Origin of the sequence: Pseudomonas mosselii (assembly GCF_019823065.1) — a bacterium.
In the GTDB taxonomy this organism is placed as follows: Bacteria; Pseudomonadota; Gammaproteobacteria; order Pseudomonadales; family Pseudomonadaceae; genus Aquipseudomonas; species Aquipseudomonas mosselii.
Window position 1 is genome coordinate 2983358 of the sequence record NZ_CP081966.1, and the last position, 21156, is coordinate 3004513.

The 21156-nt window shown below is 57.7% G+C and carries 22 protein-coding genes and 3 pseudogenes; 11 read left to right on the top strand and 14 right to left on the bottom strand.

The features are described from left to right. Positions 1 to 96 precede the first annotated feature (96 nt). Positions 97 to 414: a DUF3325 family protein gene (locus K5H97_RS13850; protein ID WP_024075430.1), complete on the top strand. Its 318-nt coding sequence runs from the start codon at positions 97 to 99 to the stop codon at positions 412 to 414. Between the two features lie 897 nt (positions 415 to 1311). Here the strand turns inward: K5H97_RS13850 and K5H97_RS13855 are convergent. Next, positions 1312 to 1602 (bottom strand): helix-turn-helix domain-containing protein, encoded by a 291-nt coding sequence (locus tag K5H97_RS13855; protein WP_023628984.1) that lies wholly within the window; start codon positions 1600 to 1602, stop codon positions 1312 to 1314. Positions 1603 to 1684: 82 nt separating this feature from the next. Here K5H97_RS13855 and K5H97_RS13860 point away from each other — a divergent pair, with 82 nt between their 5' ends. The 4 genes from K5H97_RS13860 to K5H97_RS13875 all read left to right on the top strand — a co-directional run bounded on the left by K5H97_RS13860 (position 1685) and on the right by K5H97_RS13875 (position 4675). Continuing rightward, the gene (locus tag K5H97_RS13860) at positions 1685 to 2122 is read left to right on the top strand and encodes a hypothetical protein (RefSeq protein ID WP_023628983.1); all 438 of its coding nucleotides are present in this window, start codon (positions 1685 to 1687) and stop codon (positions 2120 to 2122) included. Positions 2123 to 2523: 401 nt separating this feature from the next. Next, positions 2524 to 2724, top strand: coding sequence for a hypothetical protein (locus tag K5H97_RS13865; RefSeq protein ID WP_370694611.1), 201 nt, complete (start codon positions 2524 to 2526; stop codon positions 2722 to 2724). 240 nt (positions 2725 to 2964) lie between these two features. Beyond that, positions 2965 to 4209: an ATP-binding protein gene (locus K5H97_RS13870; RefSeq protein WP_023628980.1), complete on the top strand. Its 1245-nt coding sequence runs from the start codon at positions 2965 to 2967 to the stop codon at positions 4207 to 4209. 232 nt (positions 4210 to 4441) lie between these two features. Next, entirely contained in the window at positions 4442 to 4675 is a 234-nt protein-coding gene (locus K5H97_RS13875; protein ID WP_023048074.1) for a hypothetical protein, read from the top strand. 329 nt (positions 4676 to 5004) lie between these two features. Here K5H97_RS13875 and K5H97_RS13880 read toward each other — a convergent pair whose 3' ends face one another. Further along, on the bottom strand, positions 5005 to 6123 hold the full coding sequence (locus K5H97_RS13880; protein WP_028688847.1) for a site-specific integrase: 1119 nt from the start codon (positions 6121 to 6123) through the stop codon (positions 5005 to 5007). 117 nt (positions 6124 to 6240) lie between these two features. On the opposite strand from K5H97_RS13880, the gene K5H97_RS13885 reads away from it, so the two are divergent. Beyond that, entirely contained in the window at positions 6241 to 7230 is a 990-nt protein-coding gene (locus tag K5H97_RS13885) for a site-specific integrase (protein WP_023628979.1), read from the top strand. A gap of 298 nt (positions 7231 to 7528) precedes the next feature. Here the strand turns inward: K5H97_RS13885 and K5H97_RS13890 are convergent, their stop codons facing one another. From K5H97_RS13890 to K5H97_RS13910, 5 genes are all read right to left on the bottom strand, one after another. After that, on the bottom strand, positions 7529 to 7813 hold the full coding sequence (locus tag K5H97_RS13890) for a LysR family transcriptional regulator (RefSeq protein ID WP_071576115.1): 285 nt from the start codon (positions 7811 to 7813) through the stop codon (positions 7529 to 7531). Between the two features lie 10 nt (positions 7814 to 7823). Then, a complete protein-coding gene (locus tag K5H97_RS13895) occupies positions 7824 to 8156 on the bottom strand; it encodes an ArsR/SmtB family transcription factor (RefSeq protein WP_223194054.1) in 333 nt (110 codons plus the stop codon). Between the two features lie 9 nt (positions 8157 to 8165). Then, complete coding sequence (locus tag K5H97_RS13900) at positions 8166 to 8837, bottom strand: alpha/beta hydrolase (protein WP_023048077.1); 672 nt, start codon at positions 8835 to 8837, stop codon at positions 8166 to 8168. Next, entirely contained in the window at positions 8834 to 9649 is an 816-nt protein-coding gene (locus K5H97_RS13905) for a DODA-type extradiol aromatic ring-opening family dioxygenase (RefSeq protein WP_023048078.1), read from the bottom strand. Before K5H97_RS13905 ends, K5H97_RS13900 begins: the two co-directional genes overlap by 4 nt. Positions 9650 to 10111: 462 nt before the next feature. Next, positions 10112 to 11011: a LysR substrate-binding domain-containing protein gene (locus tag K5H97_RS13910; RefSeq protein ID WP_023048079.1), complete on the bottom strand. Its 900-nt coding sequence runs from the start codon at positions 11009 to 11011 to the stop codon at positions 10112 to 10114. A 162-nt stretch (positions 11012 to 11173) separates the two neighbouring features. On the opposite strand from K5H97_RS13910, the gene K5H97_RS13915 reads away from it, so the two are divergent. Further along, on the top strand, positions 11174 to 11530 hold the full coding sequence (locus K5H97_RS13915) for a putative quinol monooxygenase (protein WP_023048080.1): 357 nt from the start codon (positions 11174 to 11176) through the stop codon (positions 11528 to 11530). A gap of 94 nt (positions 11531 to 11624) precedes the next feature. Continuing rightward, positions 11625 to 12419: an SDR family NAD(P)-dependent oxidoreductase gene (locus K5H97_RS13920; RefSeq protein WP_023628975.1), complete on the top strand. Its 795-nt coding sequence runs from the start codon at positions 11625 to 11627 to the stop codon at positions 12417 to 12419. Between the two features lie 308 nt (positions 12420 to 12727). Here the strand turns inward: K5H97_RS13920 and K5H97_RS13925 are convergent. The 3 genes and pseudogenes from K5H97_RS13925 to K5H97_RS13935 all read right to left on the bottom strand — a co-directional run. After that, a pseudogene (locus tag K5H97_RS13925) lies at positions 12728 to 12902 on the bottom strand (transposase); the annotation flags it as partial. A gap of 291 nt (positions 12903 to 13193) precedes the next feature. Then, a complete protein-coding gene (locus tag K5H97_RS13930; RefSeq protein ID WP_023048084.1) occupies positions 13194 to 13598 on the bottom strand; it encodes a DoxX family protein in 405 nt (134 codons plus the stop codon). An 83-nt stretch (positions 13599 to 13681) separates the two neighbouring features. Next, positions 13682 to 14326: pseudogene (locus K5H97_RS13935) on the bottom strand (NADPH-dependent F420 reductase); the annotation flags it as partial. 88 nt (positions 14327 to 14414) lie between these two features. Between K5H97_RS13935 and K5H97_RS13940 the strand changes: the two are divergent. Then, positions 14415 to 15359: a LysR family transcriptional regulator gene (locus tag K5H97_RS13940; protein ID WP_023048086.1), complete on the top strand. Its 945-nt coding sequence runs from the start codon at positions 14415 to 14417 to the stop codon at positions 15357 to 15359. 39 nt (positions 15360 to 15398) lie between these two features. Here K5H97_RS13940 and K5H97_RS13945 read toward each other — a convergent pair whose 3' ends face one another. From K5H97_RS13945 to K5H97_RS13960, 4 genes and pseudogenes are all read right to left on the bottom strand, one after another. Then, positions 15399 to 15596 (bottom strand): tautomerase family protein, encoded by a 198-nt coding sequence (locus tag K5H97_RS13945; protein ID WP_023048087.1) that lies wholly within the window; start codon positions 15594 to 15596, stop codon positions 15399 to 15401. 233 nt (positions 15597 to 15829) lie between these two features. After that, positions 15830 to 16285 (bottom strand): annotated as a pseudogene (locus K5H97_RS13950) (IS5 family transposase); the annotation flags it as partial. A 214-nt stretch (positions 16286 to 16499) separates the two neighbouring features. Then, complete coding sequence (locus K5H97_RS13955; protein WP_023048089.1) at positions 16500 to 17654, bottom strand: acyl-CoA dehydrogenase family protein; 1155 nt, start codon at positions 17652 to 17654, stop codon at positions 16500 to 16502. A gap of 61 nt (positions 17655 to 17715) precedes the next feature. After that, the gene (locus tag K5H97_RS13960) at positions 17716 to 18582 is read right to left on the bottom strand and encodes an IclR family transcriptional regulator (RefSeq protein ID WP_023048090.1); all 867 of its coding nucleotides are present in this window, start codon (positions 18580 to 18582) and stop codon (positions 17716 to 17718) included. A 236-nt stretch (positions 18583 to 18818) separates the two neighbouring features. On the opposite strand from K5H97_RS13960, the gene K5H97_RS13965 reads away from it, so the two are divergent. Together K5H97_RS13965 and K5H97_RS13970 are read left to right on the top strand one after the other, a co-directional pair. Then, positions 18819 to 19604, top strand: a complete 786-nt coding sequence (locus K5H97_RS13965) for an enoyl-CoA hydratase (protein WP_023628973.1) — start codon at positions 18819 to 18821, stop codon at positions 19602 to 19604. A gap of 3 nt (positions 19605 to 19607) precedes the next feature. Beyond that, on the top strand, positions 19608 to 21149 hold the full coding sequence (locus K5H97_RS13970) for a 3-hydroxyacyl-CoA dehydrogenase (protein ID WP_023048092.1): 1542 nt from the start codon (positions 19608 to 19610) through the stop codon (positions 21147 to 21149). Positions 21150 to 21156: the final 7 nt, after the last annotated feature.

Sequence of the window (21156 nt, forward strand, 5' to 3'; positions counted from 1 at the left end):
GCCTGTTGGCCTGCGCGCTGATAGCGCTACTCACCGCGCGTCGTCTGGCAAGGCCGGTTGAGGTCGCGGACCGGACTCGCATCGGTGGGGTGGCCTATGAGTAATGCAGGTCTGTGGTTGCTGGGTGCCGCCGCCAGCATGGGCTTGGCGACCAGTTGGTTGGCGTTGTCCCTGCCGGCGCACTGGCGCCAGGTGTTCAGCGCCGACGAGGTTGCGCCGGACTATCTACGCAGCCTGGGCTGGCTGGCGCTGATGGTATCGGCTGTGTGCTGCTTCAAGGCTGACCATCCGTCGATGGCGGTGCTGGTCTGGCTCACCCTGTTGCCGGTCGCCGCCGTAGCAACGGCCATAACGCTGAGCTACCGGCTGGGGCTGCTGCGCCTGTTTTGCCCGTTATTTCTGCGCACTCGATAAGAGTGCGCGGCTTCTGTATCTGCAACATTGTGGTTGATCCGATCGTACTGCTCACCTCAAACCGGGCGAGCTTGTTCACACTGGATACGCCGACCATCCCATGTCACCTCGTTGTGGGATGCTTGCAGGATCGAGCGACGCGAACTCTTACCAACGTATTTGCGCTCTAGCGTCGGCAACAGTTGGCTGACCTCGGTTCGTTTCCGGCTAACACCCGCCCCCAACGTTTAAAGGCGCTAGACGCGATGCAGGTCGAGCCGAACGACATTCTGGCAGGAACTGTGTTGAAGTCGCAATCCGGGTTGTACCGTCCGCTTCTGGCCGTTTGCGGAAGCTAGAGGTATTTAGCCCGACAGTAGGATCACTGTTACGGTGAAAAGTGTTCGTAGGCGTCAGAGCGTCCCTTGGGCAGATCTGCCTGCTGGAGCACCCGCCGCAATCGGGAAAGAATGTTCCGTTCAATACCCTGTTCCCTGCGGCAAAATGGCCGACATCACACCTTACCATTCAGAACGGCGGTACCGAACACTTCCCATATCAAGAGCAGATGGTCGGCGTGTCGCTATCTCAGGCGCCCTCGAAGGGTTAGACATCGCATGTGCACAGGCCCTCCGGAACAGCATGGAACGCCTGCCGAAGGTCCCTTGGGGAGTAGCCTTGCCGGATCAGTGGAGGCGTGACTCTTCAAGGCTTGCGTCACGCTAAGCACGTGTCATCGATGTTTGTTGCGATGGGCGAGGTCTATCACTCGAATTCATGCAGTGGCTATTCGCGACTGAATTCATGCTCGCTGTTGATTGCGAGCAAGAAAGCCCGCGCGCCGGGCAGCAGAGCAACTGGCGACGTTGCGATCAAATGCTTTTTGGGATCGGTTGCCGATTCGATTCCATGTCGAACCTACTCAAGTCTCAGGCAACCCTTCAAGCTCGTGATTTCTCGATGGATTTTTTTCAGTAAGTCTTCGGGTTTTAGTTCGGGTGTTTGCCTTTGATAAGCCAGGAACAGAAGCGTTAGGGGATGAATGCCAATGATCTCAGCAATCTGCTCAACCTTTTCAATCGATGGTTTCCATTTGCCGCGCTCGATCGCACTGATATAGCTCTGACTAGGCCCAAGCCCTTCCTGAGGCATATCCTTCGAAATACGTAGATTCCTGATCACCAAACCAAGCGCTTCATTCAGTTCCATTTGCTGTCTCGCAAAAGGAACGATGAAGCCTTTTTAGTGCTTCTGGAGCTATGCTATATACAGCTTAAAAGAGGGTGTGCTGATGTTTATTACGTACAAGCGCGCTGAAATCATGTATCCAGCGCTGTTTGGAGACGACTCCCAGATGTGGCGATTCGTCGAGCTCGATGATCATCGCCCTTGGTTTTACGTGATGATTAACCGCCGCCAGAAGGCAGCCGCATGGAGGACGATGCTCTTGATTCCAACGGAGGATGAGTTCGAGCAGATGCTAGTGAAACGCGCTGAAGGAACACTGATTGAGGCAGTTCAGGTGGTGTTGCCATCGCGGCTGAATGGATCCGGTAATTGGACGATGGAGATGCTCATAGAGCTCGTTAGGGTCTATGATCAGGACGAGCGAGTCATGGGTTACGACTTTAAGACGGCCTCGGGCCATACCTACTCTCAAAGAGACTGCCGCCACACCTTGGCTGCAGCAAAGCAACAAATTTACTGCTCTTCGATGCGTCTTGTTTGAAGGAGGGGTCGCTGACTGGAGCAAGCCTTGAAGGAGTGCTAAAGACGCCCACGTCAGCGCCATGGCATCAGTGGCGCGCATCGCGCACATGCAATTTGCTAGTTCGTCCAGAACGGATAGCTTGGATCGTCTGTCGCCGATCAGCACTGCCCCAAGTGCGGTCTTATCTGCGCCGCAAATGCTGCACAAAATGGCGTCCGCCATTAACTCGATCTGCCGACCGTACAACAGGCCATGCCGAAAGGTACGCATGGCGAGATAGGGCGGGATCCGGGCTCATTGTGGTCCGCCTGTGCCAGGCGTTGGCGACGCCTGACCGTACAGGCGGTTACCGGAGTGATGCTGGCGGGTCGCAGGCTCGCTGCAGCAAGCTGATTCACTGGACCCAAAGGAGCCTCTCAATGAAAATCACAGCGGCGGAACAGTTCGAATGCGTCAGTGACGTCCTTTGTGATGTTTGCGGCGATAGTACGCGTGTTGAAGGATATGGGTTGCAATTTGGGACCCTTCAGGGCAGTTGGGGATTCGGCTCGGTTCATGATGGTGAGCGTTATGAGGTCCATCTCTGCGAACCCTTTTTTTCAGAACAATGGCCGACCTGAAGAGCGCGCGGATGGTGAATACCATGTTCATCGACGTCGACGAAGACTTAGGCAATTTCGGACGGGTCGCTCGCGATGATTTTTTTCAATGACGGAGGCAGCTTGGCTTGATAGGTAACTCCAGCTGGACCAACATTTGCCGAGTCTCGGGTATGCAGGTGATGGCGGGGTGAAAAGCTTGGATTTAGCTGTTTATCGGCCCATTCCCGCTGTTCGCTATTCCTATTAACGCGGGTGCATATGGACCCCGTCTGCAATCCGTACTCCCCTGGCGCTGGTACGCCTCCACCTGAGCTGGCAGGTCGCGATCAACTGCGCGAGCGGGTCCGTCAGTCGATCGGGGGAATTCGCGTGGGCCGACCTGCCAAAAGCGTAATCCTGGTTGGGGTGCGGGGTGTCGGCAAAACAGTACTGTTGAACCAGATGCTGCGAGATGCCGAAGCCTCGGGCAATCTCGCCGTCTACGTTGAGTCATCCGAGTATCGCTCTCTGCCAGCGATACTCGCGCCACAGCTCCGTCTCGCCTTGCTGCGGCTGAGCTGTATCGTACCTGCCAAGAACGCAGCGATAACTGGACTGCGAGCCTTAGCCGGTTTTGCCAAGGCTTTGGAGCCGAAGTTCAGCGATCTCAAGGTCGGTATTGACTACGAAGCCGAGGCAGCTCTGGCGGGCAAAGGTGATCTCGAGGAGGAATTTACAACCCTGCTGACTAAACTCGGTGAAGCCGCCAAAGCAGCTCACACCGTCCTTGTTATTTTCGTGGATGAGCTGCAAAACGTAGCAGAAGAACAGCTCGCCGCGCTTATCGCAGCGCTGCATCGCGTCTCGCGATTGATCTTGCCGGTTGCCCTCGTCGGTGCAGGCCTCCCACAACTCCGACACCCTGCTGGACATGTGAAAAACCACGCGAAGCGCCTCTTCGACTACCTAGAGGTCGGTTCGCTGGAGCCACACCAGACGCGTCTGGCCTTTGTAAAACCAGCGGAGGCCGAGGGCGTGACTGTAGACTCAGAAGCGGCCGACATGGTTGCTCACCTCACACGCGGCTACCCTTATTTCATTCAAGAGTGGGGCAGTCATGTCTGGGACGCAGGGCAGAATAACCACATCACGCTTGCAGACGTCCAGAAGGCGTCCGGGCACGTTATTGCTGCTCTGGACGAAGGTTTTTTTAGGGTAAGACTCGACCGAATGACCGTGGCAGAACACATTTATTTGCGCGCCATGGCTTCGCTTGGGGAGGGGCCTCATCGTTCGGGCGACATTGCGGCATCCCTGGGCCGTACAAGCCGATCTCTCACCTCAATTCGCAACTCCCTGATTAGCAAAGGGATGATCTGGTCGCCGCCCCACAACGGCGCCGCTTTTACCGCGCCGCTGTTCGATCTGTACATGTGCCGGATCATGCCCGGTGACAGCTGGCGGTCTAGCCTTCCAAGGGCTGACGGCATTTTTTGTCCACCTGAAGAGGGCTCAGATGCTTAGAAGCGAATGCACTCATCTTGCTACGGCTACGATGGTTTGTTCACATCAAGGCTGCTGTCACATCGACTCGAATTTGCACGTACGCTGTGGAGTGCTGAGCGGCTAAGTCGAGGCTTCACTGTGTGCGTCAAAAATGGGATCGACTTACCTGTGATCGGGGCGTAGGGTCGCTCATGGATATCTTTTCTACGGGCAGCATCGACATCAGGCTGGCAGGAGCAGAGAACAGAGCATGAGCGAACTCAGTGATGATGAAATAGACCGACTAGAGGCAATGATTCCTAAGCTGGCCGCCGTCGCCACTAATGCTGCGTATCTGCGTGCGGTTGCCGCAGGGCATTCACTGATAATGGCGAAGGATGGCGTGCTCGTACAAATTCATCCTGACGGTTCGGAAAAAAAGCTTCGCGACTTGTGCAGCAAGCACAGGGTCGAGTCTGGTAAGACTTTCAGTGTGGGTATTTGAAGCGCACCTGCCGACCAGGCGTATTCATAAGGCGAGCGCAGGCCACAGCGACTGGTAAGCACTTGACTATCTTGCCCCTGCGACGGAGCCTTCGCTGTCTAGCGCAGGGCCGCCAGCTGTTTGCTTAACTACCCGAGTAGACGAAGCATGCTGAGATGCTGGCTGCTTGGGCGTCGCCATGCGGTCATGTATTGGTTACACCCGGAGTTGCGAGTGCCCAGCTGGGGTTGCGCATCAATTCCGCTACCGTGCAATGGACTCATAACCAGGAGCTCCACCTCTCAATAGGACACGCGTGCGCGGCATTTTCCGACGCGGTGCGTCGACCGCTAGTCAGGCTGGTTGGTTGGGCCTGATGGGGCGGGCAGGGGTTGAAGCAACATCGAGGCGCGGCTGCTCAGCAGCACTCCGGCTTGGAAGTAGCCCATAACGGTTTCGACACTGCGATGTTCAGTCATGGCCATCACTTCACCCAATGGGGCCCCCTGGCGACCCGCTTCCGTTACAAAGCCCGAGCGTAAGCTGTGCGCGGCCCAGTCGCCGTCGAGGCCAGCCAATTTGGCGCGGCGCTGAACGATCCGTGCTACCTGATCAGACGATAGTCCGAACGGGCTGACTTTGCCGCCCTTGTAGAGGCGCCGAAAAAGCGGACCGGTATCGGCGGGCGCGGCGATGAGCCAAGCCGTCAACGCGTGTGCAGCGCGACCCAGCAGAGGTTTTTCGCGACGGGATCCCGTGGTGTCTGTTTTGGTGACGCCCAGCGTATAGAGCCAAGTGTCTTCATCCAGTTTGCGCACATCGTCGACCTGCAGGCCGGTCACCTCGGATCGACGACGCCCGCCGCCACTCCACGCCATCAGGAGGAGGGCGCTATCACGAGTACCGCGAATGCCATCCGTACAGGTCGCCAACATGGCCTCCAGAGCCTCCACCACAGCTGCCGTCTTTTTGCGGACAACTACCCCCTGGCGCGCCTGGGCTTTTCGCGCATCTCGCAGCAGCGTTTTCACTGCCAGTGCTTCAGTTGGGCTTTCCCAGTTGTTGAAGCGATGCCACCTGCCCAGTGCCGAAAGCCGATGACATACCGTGTTGTAGCTCAGAGGTCCCGGCTTTGCCTTCACACGTGCCGCGACTAACGCGGCATCGATGGTCGGCGGTAGCAGATAGGTCCATGCACCATTTGCCAGTGGGCGCGCCAGGTGATCCACCACGAACTGAATGACTACAGTCGACTGTACAGGCGCATCGCCCATCGCAACGCCGTAGCGCAGGTGCAGCCAAGCCGACCAGTAGGCGAGGGCGCTGCGATAGCTCCGTACCGTGTTTTCGGCGGTGCCGCTGGCAACAAAGCCTGCGGCCGCCTCCTGAGCCTTCAACGCCAATCTACTGGGGTCTAGGGTGGGCTCGTCGATCAACGGCATCTGATCAGTAATATATGATACGTCCAACGTATTATATTTCCACTATCCAATAAATAAGGTCGGATAATCTTTAATTATCCAAGGTGAGGCGATTTTTTCGTCGTTTGGCAGTCGCTCACCAGTACATCAAGGGGATGTGCGTCGATGAGCCACGAGATCGAGCGGTACCTGCAGGCCGGTACCCGCCCCAACACCCGGCGCAGCTACCGGCAAGCGCTCGAGCACTTCGAGGTCGCCTGGGGCGGCTTTCTGCCGGCGACCAGCGATGCCATCGTGCGTTACTTGGTCGATCACGCCGCCACGTTGTCCAGCAACACCCTCAAGCTGCGCCTGGCGGCCTTGGCGCAGTGGCATGTCAGCCAGGGCTTCCCGGATCCGACCAAGACCCCGCTGGTTCGTCAGATCCTCAAGGGCATTCGTACCTTGCACCCGAAGCCGGAGAAGCAGGCCGAACCGCTGCAGCTGCGCGAACTGGAGCAGTGCGTGGCGTGGCTGGAGCGGGCGGGCGAGAAAGCACTGGACGAGGGCGACCTGCCGCAGCTGTTGCGCTGCTGGCGTAATCGCGCATTGCTGCTGATCGGCTTCTGGCGCGCCTTTCGCAGCGACGAACTGTGCCGCCTGCAGGTCGAGCACATCCAGGTACGGCCGGGGGAGGGCATGCAGCTGTTCCTGCCGTGGAGCAAGGGCGACCGTGACAACCAGGGACAGACCTACAGTGCGCCGGCGCTGGCCCGCCTCTGCCCGGTGCAGGCCTACAACGACTGGATCTGTGTCGCCGGCATCGCCCGCGGTCCGGTGTTCCGCGGCATTGACCGCTGGGGTCACCTGCGCGAGCAGGGCCTGCACCCGCACAGCGTCATCCCGCTGCTGCGGGCGGTACTGAAAGCGGCCGGATTGCCCGCCGAGTTGTATAGCAGCCACTCCCTACGCCGTGGCTTTGCCACCTGGGCCACGCGCAGTGGCTGGGACCAGAAGGCGTTGATGGGCTATGTCGGTTGGCGCGATGCCAAGTCGGTACTGCTCTATGTGGACAGCACCGGCTTTTTCCCCGGGCAACTGCGGCCGATGGTGCCAGGCCTGGAGGCGGAGGCTTTGTCGAGTTTGCCTCGTCCAATTGCACTGCCGGGCAGTTGACCGCCTCAAGCCATTCAGCACTTCCGGTGATGGCTGCTTTGTTTCCGCGGAGCAATTACACCCAATGCTGGGCTTTGGCCTTGATGTGGCTGGTGTTATTGATACGTATCGAAAGGGCGACGGTAAACCATGAGAGTTCGCCATCAGATGATTGCTCAATTACAGACAGGAATGTTCAGCTTGCGTCGGCATAACATGATGCCACCAGCGACATAGACTCCAGTCATCTGTCAGTCCACCTGACACCGCCAGTCATGAGAGGTTAGAGCAGGCCAATAGTGCTCTGCTGCAAAGAGGATTATCTAAAGTTCGATGCTAGTGTGGCTGTAATCAGTCTCATCGCTGGACATAATTCAGAAGCAATTTTTTTCGCTTTCGGTGTTGCCACAATACCCCTGCCCGAACGAGTAAAGAGCGGATCATTAAATTTGTCACGTAGCTTGACCAGCGAATTGCTTACGGCTGGCTGTGTTACGCCAAGACTCTTGGCTGCTAACGTTATACTTTGTTCCTTGTAAATACACATAAAAACCACCAATAAATTGAGATCGATGGATGCAAATGTGTCCTCGCGAATAGTCATGGCAGAGCTCTCAAATCCCCTTTACAGCATCGCTTTCAATGTTTTCACCAGCATTTCGATGGTGTATTCGCAGCGTTTGAAAAAAATGGATCGGGCCGAGCTTTTGGCAAGTAATCAATCCTGTGCGATGCAGCGTGCGCAAGTGATCGGACACGGTCGATTGGGCCAACTTGCACTTGCGCTCAATCTGGCCGGCACACACACCGAGCAGGAATGCATGTTCCTGCTGCGGAAAGTGTTTCTCTGGGTCACGGAGCCACTCAAGGATCAACCGGCGCTGGGGGCTGGCTAACGCTTTAAGAAGTAGATCCACTTCCGTAAGTTTACTGCGGGAGTTCACCATCAAGGTCGCTCAGGCGATGTTCAATACAGGCTTCAGCCACTGAATGAAATCTTCCACTTCTTCATTGGTGATTTCGTGGCCCATGTCGTACAGGTATGTTTCATGATGCACGTTCAGTTGGTGCAACCAGGCATCCGCTTTTTGTGCCCAAGACACGGGGAGCTTGTTATCACCATAGCCATGAGCAATAAACGCCGATAGCGAACTCAATGCTTGAGCGCTGGCAATGTGTGGTGCCAGCTCAGGGAGAATTCTGCCGCTGAACAAGCCAAAGCCTAGCACGCAATGAGGGGCGCTAAGCCCGACGCTTGCACTGAGAATACCGCCCTGGCTAAAGCCAGCTATCACTGTAGGCATTTGTGGTAAGGCAGTTACAAGCTCCACTAGTTTCTGGCGGCTGGTTTCCGCTTGCTCTTCAACGATCACCGGGCCTTCGTTGGTGAAATTTACCTGAAACCAGGCAAAGCCCTCAGCTGCGATTTGCAGGCGGCTGCGTACCAGCAATATTTCAATTCCTTCTGGGATAAAGCCGGAAAGGCCTGCCAGATTGGTTTCATTACCGCCTACACCATGCAATAGCAGGAGACGTGCACGAGGGGCAGCAGCACGGATTACCCGACGATAGACAAGGCCGGATTGCGGTTCTTGCTGCAGTTCTGAAATGGCTAGTGGCAGGTTCATGCTTGAGTAATCTCCTGAGTGGCGGTTGGGCTTTTGAACAGGTAGCTGTCCATAGCCAGTACGCCGTCGGCGACACCGCCCTCTAGCACATCCACGGCGTAGTGCTCGCCTGCGGCACCGAGCGCCAGAAATAGCGGCAACAAATGTTCTTCACTGGGGTGCGCACGCTCGGCCTCCGGGGCATTGCGGCGGTAGGCGAGCAGCGCTGGCAGGTCACCGGCTTGCAGGGCGTCACGGATCCAGTCGGAAAAACGCGCTACGTACTCAGCCGGGTCGCCGTAGTTGCTACGGAACTCATAAAGGTTATGGGTCAGACTGCCGGAGCCAATGATCAGCACGCCCTGATCGCGCAGCGGCTTGAGTGCCTGGCCAAGCTGCCAGGCACCCAATGGATTGAGCGGGTGGGGCATGGACACTTGGACCACCGGGATATCCGCAGTGGGCAATAGGTGCAGCAACGGCACCCAGGCGCCGTGGTCCAGGCCTCGATTCGATTCGGTAGTTGCGGCAATCCCATTGCGGGAAAGCAGGTTGCAGATTTGCTCGGCCAATGCAGGATTGCCGGTTGCAGGGTATTGCAGGCGATACAGTGCTTGCGGAAAGCCTCCGAAGTCGTGAATGGTTTCCGGCGCCTTGCTGCTGCCTACACGCACGCTCCCACGGGTCATCCAGTGAGGAGAGACGATTACGATGGCGCTAGGCCGTGGCAGCGCTCGGCCTAGCTCAGCCAGGCGTGCCCCGGCCTGGCCGGGTTCGATGGCAAAGGTTGGTGCTCCGTGGGACACGAACAACACTGGATAGGCCAGACTCATGGTTGAAATCCTGCTTAGATATTGGGGCCGCAGCAGCAAGAGGTGGACTGATCGGCGTTGCAAAGCGTGTGCGCCGCTCACTGACCTGCCTACCCACAGCGCACTGATTGGCTGGGGATGGCTCAAAGTTTATAGATTCGATTTTGGAGATAAACTCAGATATTGGTGAATAACTATCTCGAAAACCGGGATAATTGGCGGTCACTTGTCGACTCTTCAGGCCGCTGCCAGCCGGAGCGCTGAGCTACACATCAAGGTGCCAATATTGCCCCCTGCGCCTGGCCAGAACGCAGGTTGGTGAGTAGATCCCTGGTCGGCGGGCTCTAGTATTTGGGGGCTCCCTGGCTTTGTTACAGATCAGTCCGCGCTCATCGCTATGGCTGCTGAGTGGCACCCTGAGTTAATGGGGCTGGCGTTGATCAACCCCGCGCCAAGGTCGCGCAGTAGCTGTCCGTTCTGCCGTTAGCTGTGGCCATACAGCTTCAATAACTCGTCGACCAGGTAACGAATTTTGGGCCGCAGATGATTGCTCTTCGACCATAGTGCGTGGACCTCGACAGGCGCCGGTTCAAAGGGCTCGAGTACCGTAACAACAACCTGCTGGGCGATGTCCTTTTCAAATAGACAGAGCGGCATCTGGCAAATACCGAGGCCGGCTCGCGTGGCTTCAATCATCGCTTCGGCATCGTCAAACTGATAGGTCGGTGGTGGCGAGAACTTCAAGGATTGCCCGGCCTGGGCCATTTTCCAGGGCATTAGGCTGCCGCGGCGATAGCCGACGATGCTGCGGTGCTGGCCCATGTCCTCGAGCGTCAACGGCGTACCATATTCTTCCAGATAACCCGGCGCTGCACAGGTTACCCAGCGGTGTGACGTCAGGCGTCTGGCCACCAGGCCGGGGACGTTGTCGACGCTGCCAAAACGAATGGCCAGGTCGATACCTTCTTCCGTCAGGTCCACCAGTTGGTCGCTAAAGGTCAAGGTCAGTTGCAACTGCGGGAAGCGTTTGCTCATCTCCAGTAGCACCGGCAGTACCACCTGTTTACCGAACGCGACCGGCATGTCCACCCGCAAGCGCCCTGTGGGCACGCCTAACTTGTTGCCGAGGTTGCTCTCGGTGGCCTTGATCTCCTCCAGCGCATTGGACCACACGGTGAAGTAGGCCTCGCCATCCGGAGACAGGGACAAGCGGCGGGTCGAGCGATAAAACAGGCTGGTACCCACCCGTGCCTCCAGCCGTGCAATCGCCTTACCTACGGCCGACTTGGACAGCCCCAGGCGCTCGGCTGCCTCTGTGAAGGTCGCAGAGCGGGCGGTGGCGAGAAAAATATGGATGCCGCTGAAGGAATCTTCGGAGGTCATTGCCGTTTTCCTAGGCGCAAGAGTTGGTAGCAAATTACGCTACCTATCTGTGATTTCAAGGTTGTTTATCAGCTTGCTGCTCTACCTTAGCATGGCTGCTGACTCAGCAACCCTCTGCATCTATCGCATGGGGTTGGTCATTTACTTCTGTGAGGACGCCCCATGAAAGACGAAGTCATCAGCATTTTTACCCTAAGCCTGGCTCCGGAAGACTTCCCTGAATTTAAAACGCTGGTTGCCAAGATTGTCGCCGCTACGAGCGAAGAGCCTGGCACCTTGATGTACGAATACAGCGTCAACGAGGCTCGCACTGAGGTGCACATTATCGAGCGTTACCGTGCCGATGCTGTCGTTAACCATATTGAAGAAACCTTCGCGCCGTTCGGCGAAAAGTTTCTCGAGCTGGTGAAAATCACCAGCCTGCTAGTTTATGGCAACCCAGACGCGCCGACGCGCAAGCACCTGGATGCCTTTGGCGCGGTGTACATGAATCCGTTTGATGGGTTTACCCGGACCTGACACCGCCAGTCAGTAGCCGGCGGACAAGACCGCTGACTATTCAGCAACCGATCTAACCTGCCGGGTACTACCTGGCGCTAGAGGGTCAATACGCATGCACATCAATCTTGCCGGCAAGACCGCTTTGGTTACTGCCTCCACAGGCGGCATCGGCTTCGCCATTGCCCATGGCCTGGCGCTCACCGGCGCTATCGTGATCATCAACGGGCGGAGTGACAGCTCGGTCGAAAAAGCCCTGGCACGTTTGAGCGAAGCGGTACCGCAGGCCACCTTCAGCGGAGTCGCGGCTGATCTGGGCAATGCCGACGGCGTTGGCGTTCTTACAGCTGCGCTTCCCACCATCGACATTCTGGTCAACAACGCCGGCATCTATGGTTTGGCCGATTTCTTCGAGGCCGATGACGACTGCTGGGAAGACTATTGGCAAACTAACGTAATGTCCGGTGTTCGCCTGAGCCGCGCGTTGGTTCCAGCCATGGTCCAACGAGGTTGGGGTAGGGTGGTGTTTATCTCCTCGGAGTCAGCCCGAAATATCCCGGCCGATATGGTTCATTACGGCGTAACCAAGACGGCGCAACTGGCGTTGTCGCGTGGCTTGGCCAAACGTGTGGCCGGCAGCGGCGTAACCGTTAACAGCGTGCTGCCAGGCCCGACACTGTCTGATGGCTTGGCTGAGCTGCTCAAAGGAGAGTCTGCCCGCTCCGGCAAATCCTTGGAGGCCGTCGCTGCCGAATTCGTCATGACCCACCGTCCCACCTCGTTGATTCAACGTGCGGCCACGGTCGATGAGGTCGCCAATATGGTCGTCTATATCTGCTCCACCCAGGCGTCAGCCACCAGCGGCGCTGCGCTGCGGGTCGATGGCGGCGTGGTGGACGATATCCTCTGAACCCTTGACTACCTGGCACGTGTGTTCCGCACGGGTGACCTGAAGGTCACCGGCGCGCACGCTGTCAGTGAGTGAGCAGATCTCCAATCGATTCCGCTGCCAGTTGATACGAACGGCAACGCGCCGTCGGGTCGTAGATGCGCGCATCAATCATCAGTTCGTCTACGCCGGTGGTAGCACTAAACAACCACCGACTGAAGTCGGTGGGTTAGTGAATTACGGATTGAAAGTCCGGATACGCGTCGGCTGAACGACGCGTCGCATTAGTCCGGCTCCATCTTGAAATTATCGTTCGGGCTCGGCTCTGGCATCAAGTGACCCTCCACGATCCGGCACTCACGCTGCCTCGCCAACTCATGTAGCACCTCCCCCCAGGTGCTTGCGGATCGCTCCGAAGATCGCCTTCTTACGCCTCTTCGGGATGAATACAACGTGGTACTTACAGTCCCACTTCGTGTGAGCAAGGCTTTGGTAATCTCTCATTGGGTACCCCTATCTCTTGGTCGAGATAGAAGGTTCCTGATGACCGCATCACACGGTCAACCTCAAGGAGTCCCTCGGCTAAGCCGGGGGATTACCTTGTTTATTTAAGACTTGAAAGCCAAGCGGATAGATCGTCCAACTGCCTCGATATCCCATGCCCACTCGACCCTTTCATGTGCTGCGTACGCCGGACCGGGGCATGACACCAAGGCTGAAAAGCTTTCTGGATTTTACCCTTGCCAAGTTTGGCGAGAACCCGGCAAAGGCAACCTGGCCGAAAGCAGCGAGCGGTTAGTTACGTGCTGAACGTTTCAAGGCGAAGGCTCCGTCATCCAGCAGCGCCAAGGCCAGTGCAGTGAATGCCAGAAAGACCGGGTATTCCCAGCCACCATTGGCGTTGGTGAAGCTCCAGCCATTACCGAAGTGCACGCTTGCTGCCACCAGCAGTTGCACGGTGGCTAGGGCCGCTACCCAGCGAGCGAGTACACCAAGGATCAGGAACAGGCCGCCGACCACTTCAAAGGCAATGACCGGATAGGCAAGAAAGCCGGAGAAGCCAACGGACTCAAAGAAACCTGCTGTGCCGGCCGGGGTGAACACCAGCAGCTTGGTCAGGCCATGAGCGAGAAACATCACGCCAAGGATTAGGCGTAGTACCAGGGCGGCATAGGGGAGGGTGCGGCTAGCGGCGGTCATGGGTGTTTTCCAATACGGGGAGTGTGGGTTGCCCGGGGCCACAGCTGTTTCGGCCGTGGCGCCAGGCATTGGGTAAGTGGGAATTAACGATTGAGCCAGACCGGCGCGATCTGCGTGCCGAGCCCTGCGCCATAGCCGAGGTAGATGTTCAACCCGGCCAACGCTTCCAGATAACGCGCGTTTACCAAACCGCCGGCATCCACGGTTTTCCAACCCAGGCTTTGCGCAAGAGCAACGGCGGTTTGTTTGGCTCGTGCGCTATCGCTGGCCAGGAACACGCTGCCTTGCTGCTCGTTGGCAAATGTGGGACCGCTGGCCAGCACTTGGGCGAACAGGGTGTTGAAGCCCTTGACCAGCTCCACACCTGGCAGCGCCTTGGCGATTTCCTCCGCTGCACTGGTGCTGTGGCCGATGGTCAGACCCATGTAGTCGGCTGTCAGCGGGTTGGTGATGTCGATGACCACTTTGCCTTCGAGACTGCCCAGACTTTTCAGCGCGGTTAAGGCGTCCTGGTAAGCAGTGGCGACGATCACCACTTCGTTCTGGCCAAGGGCCTGATCAGCGGCGAATGCTTCGACGTTTTGATGCTGCGCGGCGAGGGCGTGCGCCTTGTCCAGATCACGGCCGGTGATACGAACATGGTGTCCAAACTGGGACAACTGTTGAGCGAAAGCCGAGCCCATGTTGCCGGTACCGATAAGGGTAATGTTCATGTCTTTTGCCTCGTGCTGTGTGTGATGGGATCCAGTTTAAAGATTCGATTTACGAGATAAACATGATTTAATGTGACTTATAGTTCCGATAAGTGAGGCAATAATGGATCGCGCGTTGGAGATGCAGGTGTTTTGCGCCGTGGTCGACAAGGGCAGCTTTGTCGGTGCCGTCGATGCGCTGGAAATGTCCAAGGCCGCCGTTTCCAGGCATGTAAATGCGCTGGAGGAACGCCTGGGCGTACGCCTGCTGCAACGCACCACGCGACGCTTATCACTGACCGAAGAAGGACGGGTTTTCTACCAGCAAGCGCGGGAAGTGCTGGCGTTGATGGGGGAGGCGGAAAGCGCTGTTTCTTCGGGCAACCATGAGCCTGCCGGCGTGCTGCGGGTCAATGCGCCGGTGAGTTTTGGTGTGTTGCACCTGGCGCCGCTGTGGACTGCCTTTTTGGAGCAAAACCCGAAGATTGAGCTGGATATCAGCCTGAACGATCGCCAGGTCGATTTGGTGGAGGAGGGGTATGACGTCGCGGTGCGCATCGCCCGGTTGGAAAGCTCTTCACTGGTGGGGCGCCGGTTTGCCAGCACGCGGATGCGCCTGTGTGCAGCCCCGAGCTACATCAAAAGCCATGCACCAGTAGAAGTGCCGCAAGACCTGGCCGAGCACCGGGTGATTGCCTATAGCAACTTTTCCAGTGGGAACGAATGGAGTTTTACCGGGCCCGATGGCGAGCATAAGGTCAACACGCGTTCGGTCATTCGCTGCAATAACGGTGATACATGCCGATCTATTGCGTTGACTGCTGGCGGCATTTTGCTGCAGCCAAGCTTTATGGTAAGTGAGGATCTTCGGCGGGGTGATCTGGTGGAGTTGCTACCGGAGTATCGCTCGGTAGAACTGGGTATTTATGCCGTCTACCCAACCCGCAAACACCTGGCATCCAAGGTGCGGGCATTTATCAATTTTCTGGTCGAACAGTTTGAGCAGGTCGACTGGGAGTCCGGCTACCCAGCACAAAAGAGCCAAGCCCGGGCTGCAAAGAAGATGTAACACTCCTTGCAGCCCACTGGCCATTAACGCCGAATGACCTTAGGTCTTCTTCGGATCGTCGCCGAACAGCTTGCCTGCACCGGCCCAATCCGATGGCGCCACGTCTTCAAAAATGACGTAGATGTAATTGGCATCGGTACCGGTGTTTTTCACGATGCTCTGGGTGATTTCTGCAGCGACAGCTTCCTTCGCGGCGTGGTCTTTTCCTTCGAACCAGCTGACTCGTACAACGGGCATGGAGTGATCCTCTATTCAGGTTGGGTTTAGCGCGATTAGGGCTAACCATGCGGTCAGTCCGGGCTCAGCCAATCAATGCAGCAGAGCAGTCGAGAGAGAATAGGAGAGATACAGAAGGCGATAAACACGCTGTAAATCGCCTATATGTAGAAATTATTTCTCCAATCAGCCCGCCATTTACCGGCGCACCGGCGATCAACAGTTGCTAAGTACCGCTAGGGGCTGTTGCCATTTCACATGGGTAGCCATAGGAAGGCACAGGCCATGGCCACCACGCTCTCGTAATTTCTCTTGAGCTTGTCGAATCGAGATGCCACCGCCCGGTAATGCTTCAGCCGGGCAAAGGCGTTTTCCACCAGGTGCCGATTGCGGTAAAGACCTCTGTCCAGATCCGCGTTGCCTTTCACGGAGTTACGCTTTCTCGGGATCACGGCCTTGGCCCCTTGTAGCTCAACCTGCTCCCGGATTCTCTCGCTGTCATAGCCCTTATCCGCGACGATGGTTTCTGCCGCCGGGAGCTTGGAAATCAACGCGGGTGCCTGAGTGCAGTCATTGATTTGGCCACCTGTGATTTCAAACTCGATGGGCAAGCCGTGGGCGTCCACCGCCAGGTGAATCTTGCTGGTATTGCCAGCTCGACTTTTCCCTATAGCCTCATCGTTGCCGCTGGCAGCGCCTGCACTGTGCTGTGCGACCTACTGTGGCGTAGTTGGAATTCCAGTTTCGTGCAGCTACCCCGCAGTTCATCTGGGGGTAGGTTGACGGGAAGCTCGCAGGCTGAGGCTTTCGGGACCACACCAGTGGAACACGCACTCATGTCGAACAACTACCTTGAAGCCAGGATGTGGCGCTATTGAGTCTCGGCGCGACTGGAGCCCAACTGGTGTCAGAGCAGGTGCCGTGTCACCGCTGCGCTTCGCGGATCATGTTACGGGCGATAACCACCTGCTGAATCTGTGTGGTGCCTTCGTAGATACGGAACAGCCGCACGTCACGGTAGAAGCGCTCAATGGCGTACTCGCTGACGTAGCCGGCGCCACCGTGGATCTGCACGCAGCGGTCGGCGACACGACCGCACATCTCGGTGGAGAACATCTTCGCGCAGGAGGCTTCGGTACTGACGTTCTTGCCCTCGTCGCGCTTGCGCGCGGCATCCAGCACCATGCAGCGGGCCGCGTAGATTTCGGCTTTGCTATCAGCCAGCATCGCCTGGATCAGTTGGAACTCCGCGATGGGCTGGCCGAACTGTTTGCGGTCCAGCGCATAGTGCAGGGCATCGTCCAGCATGCGTTCGGCTGCGCCGACACTCAGTGCAGCGATATGCAGGCGGCCCTTATCCAGCACCTTCATCGCGGTCTTGAAACCAACGCCTTCGACGCCGCCTATCAACTGGCTGGCGGGCACTCGCGCATTTTCAAAGATCACGTCGCAGGTATGGGCGCCTTTGTGGCCCATCTTGTGGTCCGTCTTGCCCAGCGACACGCCGGGTGTGCCGCGCTCAACGATAAAGGCGCTGATACCGGAGGCGCCTTTGATTTCCGGGTTGGTACGGGCCATCACCGTGTAAATGCCCGCGTGTGGCGCGTTGGTGATGTAACGTTTGGTACCGTTGAGGATGTAGCTGTCAGCGTCACGCACAGCATTGGTTTTCAACGAGCCCGCATCGGAGCCGGCATCTGGCTCGGTCAGGCAGAACGAGCTGAGCAGCTCGCCGCTTGCCAGTTGCGGCAGGTACTGGTTGCGCTGCTCCTCTGTACCGTCAAGCAAAATGCCGATTGAGCCAATGCCGTTGTTGGTGCCGATGTAGGAACGGAAAGCCGGTGAGGTGCGACCCAACTCGAAGGCGATGTTTACCTCTTCCTCCATAGTCACGCCCAGGCCGCCATAGGCTTCCGGAATCGTTAACCCGAACAGGCCCATCTCGCGCATCTGATCGACGATGTCCTTAGGGATCGCATCCGTTTCAGCCACCTCGTTTTCCCGAGGAATCAGTACCTCACCGACGAACTGGCGAAGAGAATCCAGCAGAATCTGCAGGGTTTCGGTATCACGGATCATGTGCGCTCCTCTGGGCCCGGAAGTGGGCCGATGTAGTACGGTGCACCGTCACCCTGAAGGGTTACCGAGCGGCGGCGCCGATGTTGTTAACCATGTTGATCAGGCGAGGCCCGATATCGTCAGTGAGCTTGTCCCGTGGAAGCTGGAAGCTCGGTCCACCGCAGTTGAAGGTCAGTAACCCGAACTGCGGGTGTAACAGCGGCACGGCGACTGAGTTGACGTCGCGGTGCCACTCGCCGATCGATAGGCAAAAGCCGTAATCGGTGTAATCGCGAAACGCGCGATCCAGGCCCTTGCGGATCACCGGCCACTGTGCTGCTTCGCGTTGGCGCATGTGGTCGAGGAGAAACTCTCGCTCGCTCTCTGGCATCGCCGCCAGGCATGCGCGTCCCGCCGAGCTTTGCGCCAGTGGCAAGTAGCTGCCGATCTGCCGCCGCATCGTGGTATTGCCTTGGCCCTGAACGACGTCCAGGTAAACCATCTGCAGGCGATCCCGGGCCGCCATTGCCACTGCGGCTTGAGCGTGATTGGCCAGCTCTTCCATCAGCGGGTGCGCCACCGAGCGAATCGACAGATTCGACAGCATGGCGTAGCCGAACCCCAGCACACCGACATCCAGCTGGTACTTGCCCGAGTGCACCTCACGCTTGAGGCAGCCAAGGCGCATCAGGGTGTTGGTCAAGCGCGTCACGGTCGGCTTGGGTAGCCCGGTCATCCGCGCCAGTTCCTGATTGCCCAGCACGTTGTCGCGCGGGGTAAAGCACCGCATCAGCTCCAGCCCACGTGCCAGCGCAGTCACGAACTGGCCGCTGGTTTCGTCCTCACTCGACGCACTGGCCGGGTCGAGCATGCCCATCTTCAGTAAAGCGATTTCATCCGCTCCAGTGCTGCTCTCAGCCTTCTGCTGATCCGCTTTGTTGCGTGCCATGGTAGAACCTCATTTTTGGAAATTGCAAGCAAATAAAAGTACGTTTCGTCAGGCGAAATTATATTTGAGCCGAGATGAAATGCAAAACGCTCATTTTTAGATAGATAATATATTGATTAATAAAGAAATAATAAAATAGTTCAGATTTCTGATTTACATGAATTCGCGACCCTACCTATGATATCTCGTAAATACGAAATGCAATTTCGTATAGCGAAACGTGTTTAGAGGTGGGTATGAGTCACGAACCTGAATCTGTAGTGAACCTGGAAATTCGAGAAGACGGCGTTGCCGTCGTACGCATCGACCGGCCAGAAGCCAAGAACGCGCTCAATAGCGCGGTGCGTGAACAACTCGCCGAGCACTTTCGGGCACTGGCTCGCAATGGGCAGGTGCGGGCGATTGTACTTACCGGCGGTGACACCTGTTTTGTGGCCGGAGCCGATATCCGCGAGTTTGCCCAAGCGCGCCCGATTGAAATGTACCTGCGCCATACCGAGCTGCTGTGGGAAGCCATCTCCCGCTGCCCCAAGCCGGTCATCGCTGCAGTGAATGGTTTCGCCCTTGGCGGCGGCTGTGAGCTGGCCATGCACTGCGACATCATCGTCGCCGGCGAGTCGGCGCGCTTTGGCCAGCCAGAAGTCAAACTCGGCCTGATGCCGGGCGCCGGCGGTACTCAGCGTCTGATCCGCGCGGTCGGCAAGTTCCAGGCAATGCGCATTGCCCTTACCGGGTGCTTGGTCTCGGCCCAGCAAGCCTTGGCCATGGGCATGCTGAGTGAAGTGGTGGGCGACGAGCAGACCATTGTCCGTGCACTAGAGCTGGCCACTGAAATCGCCGCCTTGCCGCCGCTAGCCGTCGCGCAGATCAAAGAAGTGATGCTGGCCGGTGCTGACCTGCCGCTGGAGAGCGCGCTGGTGTTGGAGCGCAAGGCCTTCCAATTGCTATTCGATTCGAGCGACCAGAAAGAGGGCGCTCAAGCCTTCCTGGAAAAACGCAAAGCGATCTTCTCAGGAGAATGAGCGATGACACGTGAAATTAACCGGATGGCGGTTGTTGGCGCCGGAGTCATGGGTACAGGTATTGCTCAGATCGCCGCTCAGGCGGGCATTCGCGTCACGCTGTTTGATAGTCGCGAAGGCGCTGCGCAGGGCGCCCGCGAAAGCTTGAAAGGCACGTTGGACAAGCTGGTCGACAAAGGCAAGATTGCCAACGCCGATGCGCTGGCCACGCTCTCCCGCGTGCAAGTGGCGAGCGCCCTTACGGAACTGAGCGACGTCGACCTGGTAGTGGAAGCCATTATCGAGCGCCTCGACGCCAAGCAGGGCTTGCTCGCCGAGTTGGAAGCCGTGGTTGCCGATGACTGCATTCTGGCTACCAACACCTCATCGCTCTCCGTCACCAGCATTGCTCGCAATTGCCGACTTCCCCAACGCATCGCTGGCTTTCATTTTTTTAACCCTGTGCCGCTGATGAAAGTGGTGGAAGTCATCGATGGTCTGGCGACTGACCCGCAGGTAGGCGACAGCCTCCGAGCCCTGGCTGCCCGCATGGGGCATAGGGGTATTCGGGCGAAGGACACACCAGGGTTCATCATCAATCACGCCGGCCGTGCATATAGCACTGAGGCTTTGCAAATTCTCAAGGAAGGCGTAGCCGAACCCGCCGAGGTAGACCGTATCCTGCGCGAGGGTCTGGGTTTTCGCATGGGGCCCTTGGAGCTGTTTGATCTGACGGCTCTTGATGTTTCCCATCCAGTCATTGAGTCGATCTACAACCAGTTCTACCAGGAACCGCGGTATCGGCCTGCAGCGCTAACACGCCAGATGCTGGATGCCGGCTACGTCGGGCGCAAGGTCGGGCGTGGGTTTTACCGATACGCCGACGGCCAGATGATCGATCCACCCGCCGCACAGGCAGTACCTGCGCTGGAAGCATTTCCGCCGGTTTGGCTTGGCACTGAAAACCCCGAGGATCGTGCACGTTTCACCGAGCTTCTTCAGCAGGTGGGCGCGCGGGTCGAAGAGGGCACGGTCCCAAGCAGCGAGGCCCTGTGTTTGCTGGCACCTTACGGTCTGGATGCCACCGGCGCCGTCGGCCTGTTTGGCACCGATCCTGAGCGCACGGTGTGCATCGACCCGCTGCTGGATATCGCCCGCTACCGCACGCTGATGCTAAATCCCGCTACCCATGCCGACATGCGCGATGCCGCCCATGCGCTGTTGGGCCGCGATGGCGTGGGCGTCAGTGTGATCAATGACAGTGTCGGCTTTGTGGCCCAAAGGGTACTGGCCATGATCGTCAACCTGGCGGGCGATATCGTTCAGCAGCGTATCGCCAGTGTCGATGACCTGGATGAAGGCGTGCGCCGTGGTCTTGGTTATCCGCAAGGTCCGCTGGCCTGGGGCGATAGTGTCGGGCCCAAGCGTTTGCTCACCACTCTTGAACGCATGACCGAACTGACGGGCGATCCCCGTTATCGGCCGGGTCCCTGGCTGCGGCGACGGGCCGCCTTGGGCCTTTCATTGCGTCACAACGAACCACTCCCGACTGAACCTCAACGCTAGGATTTTC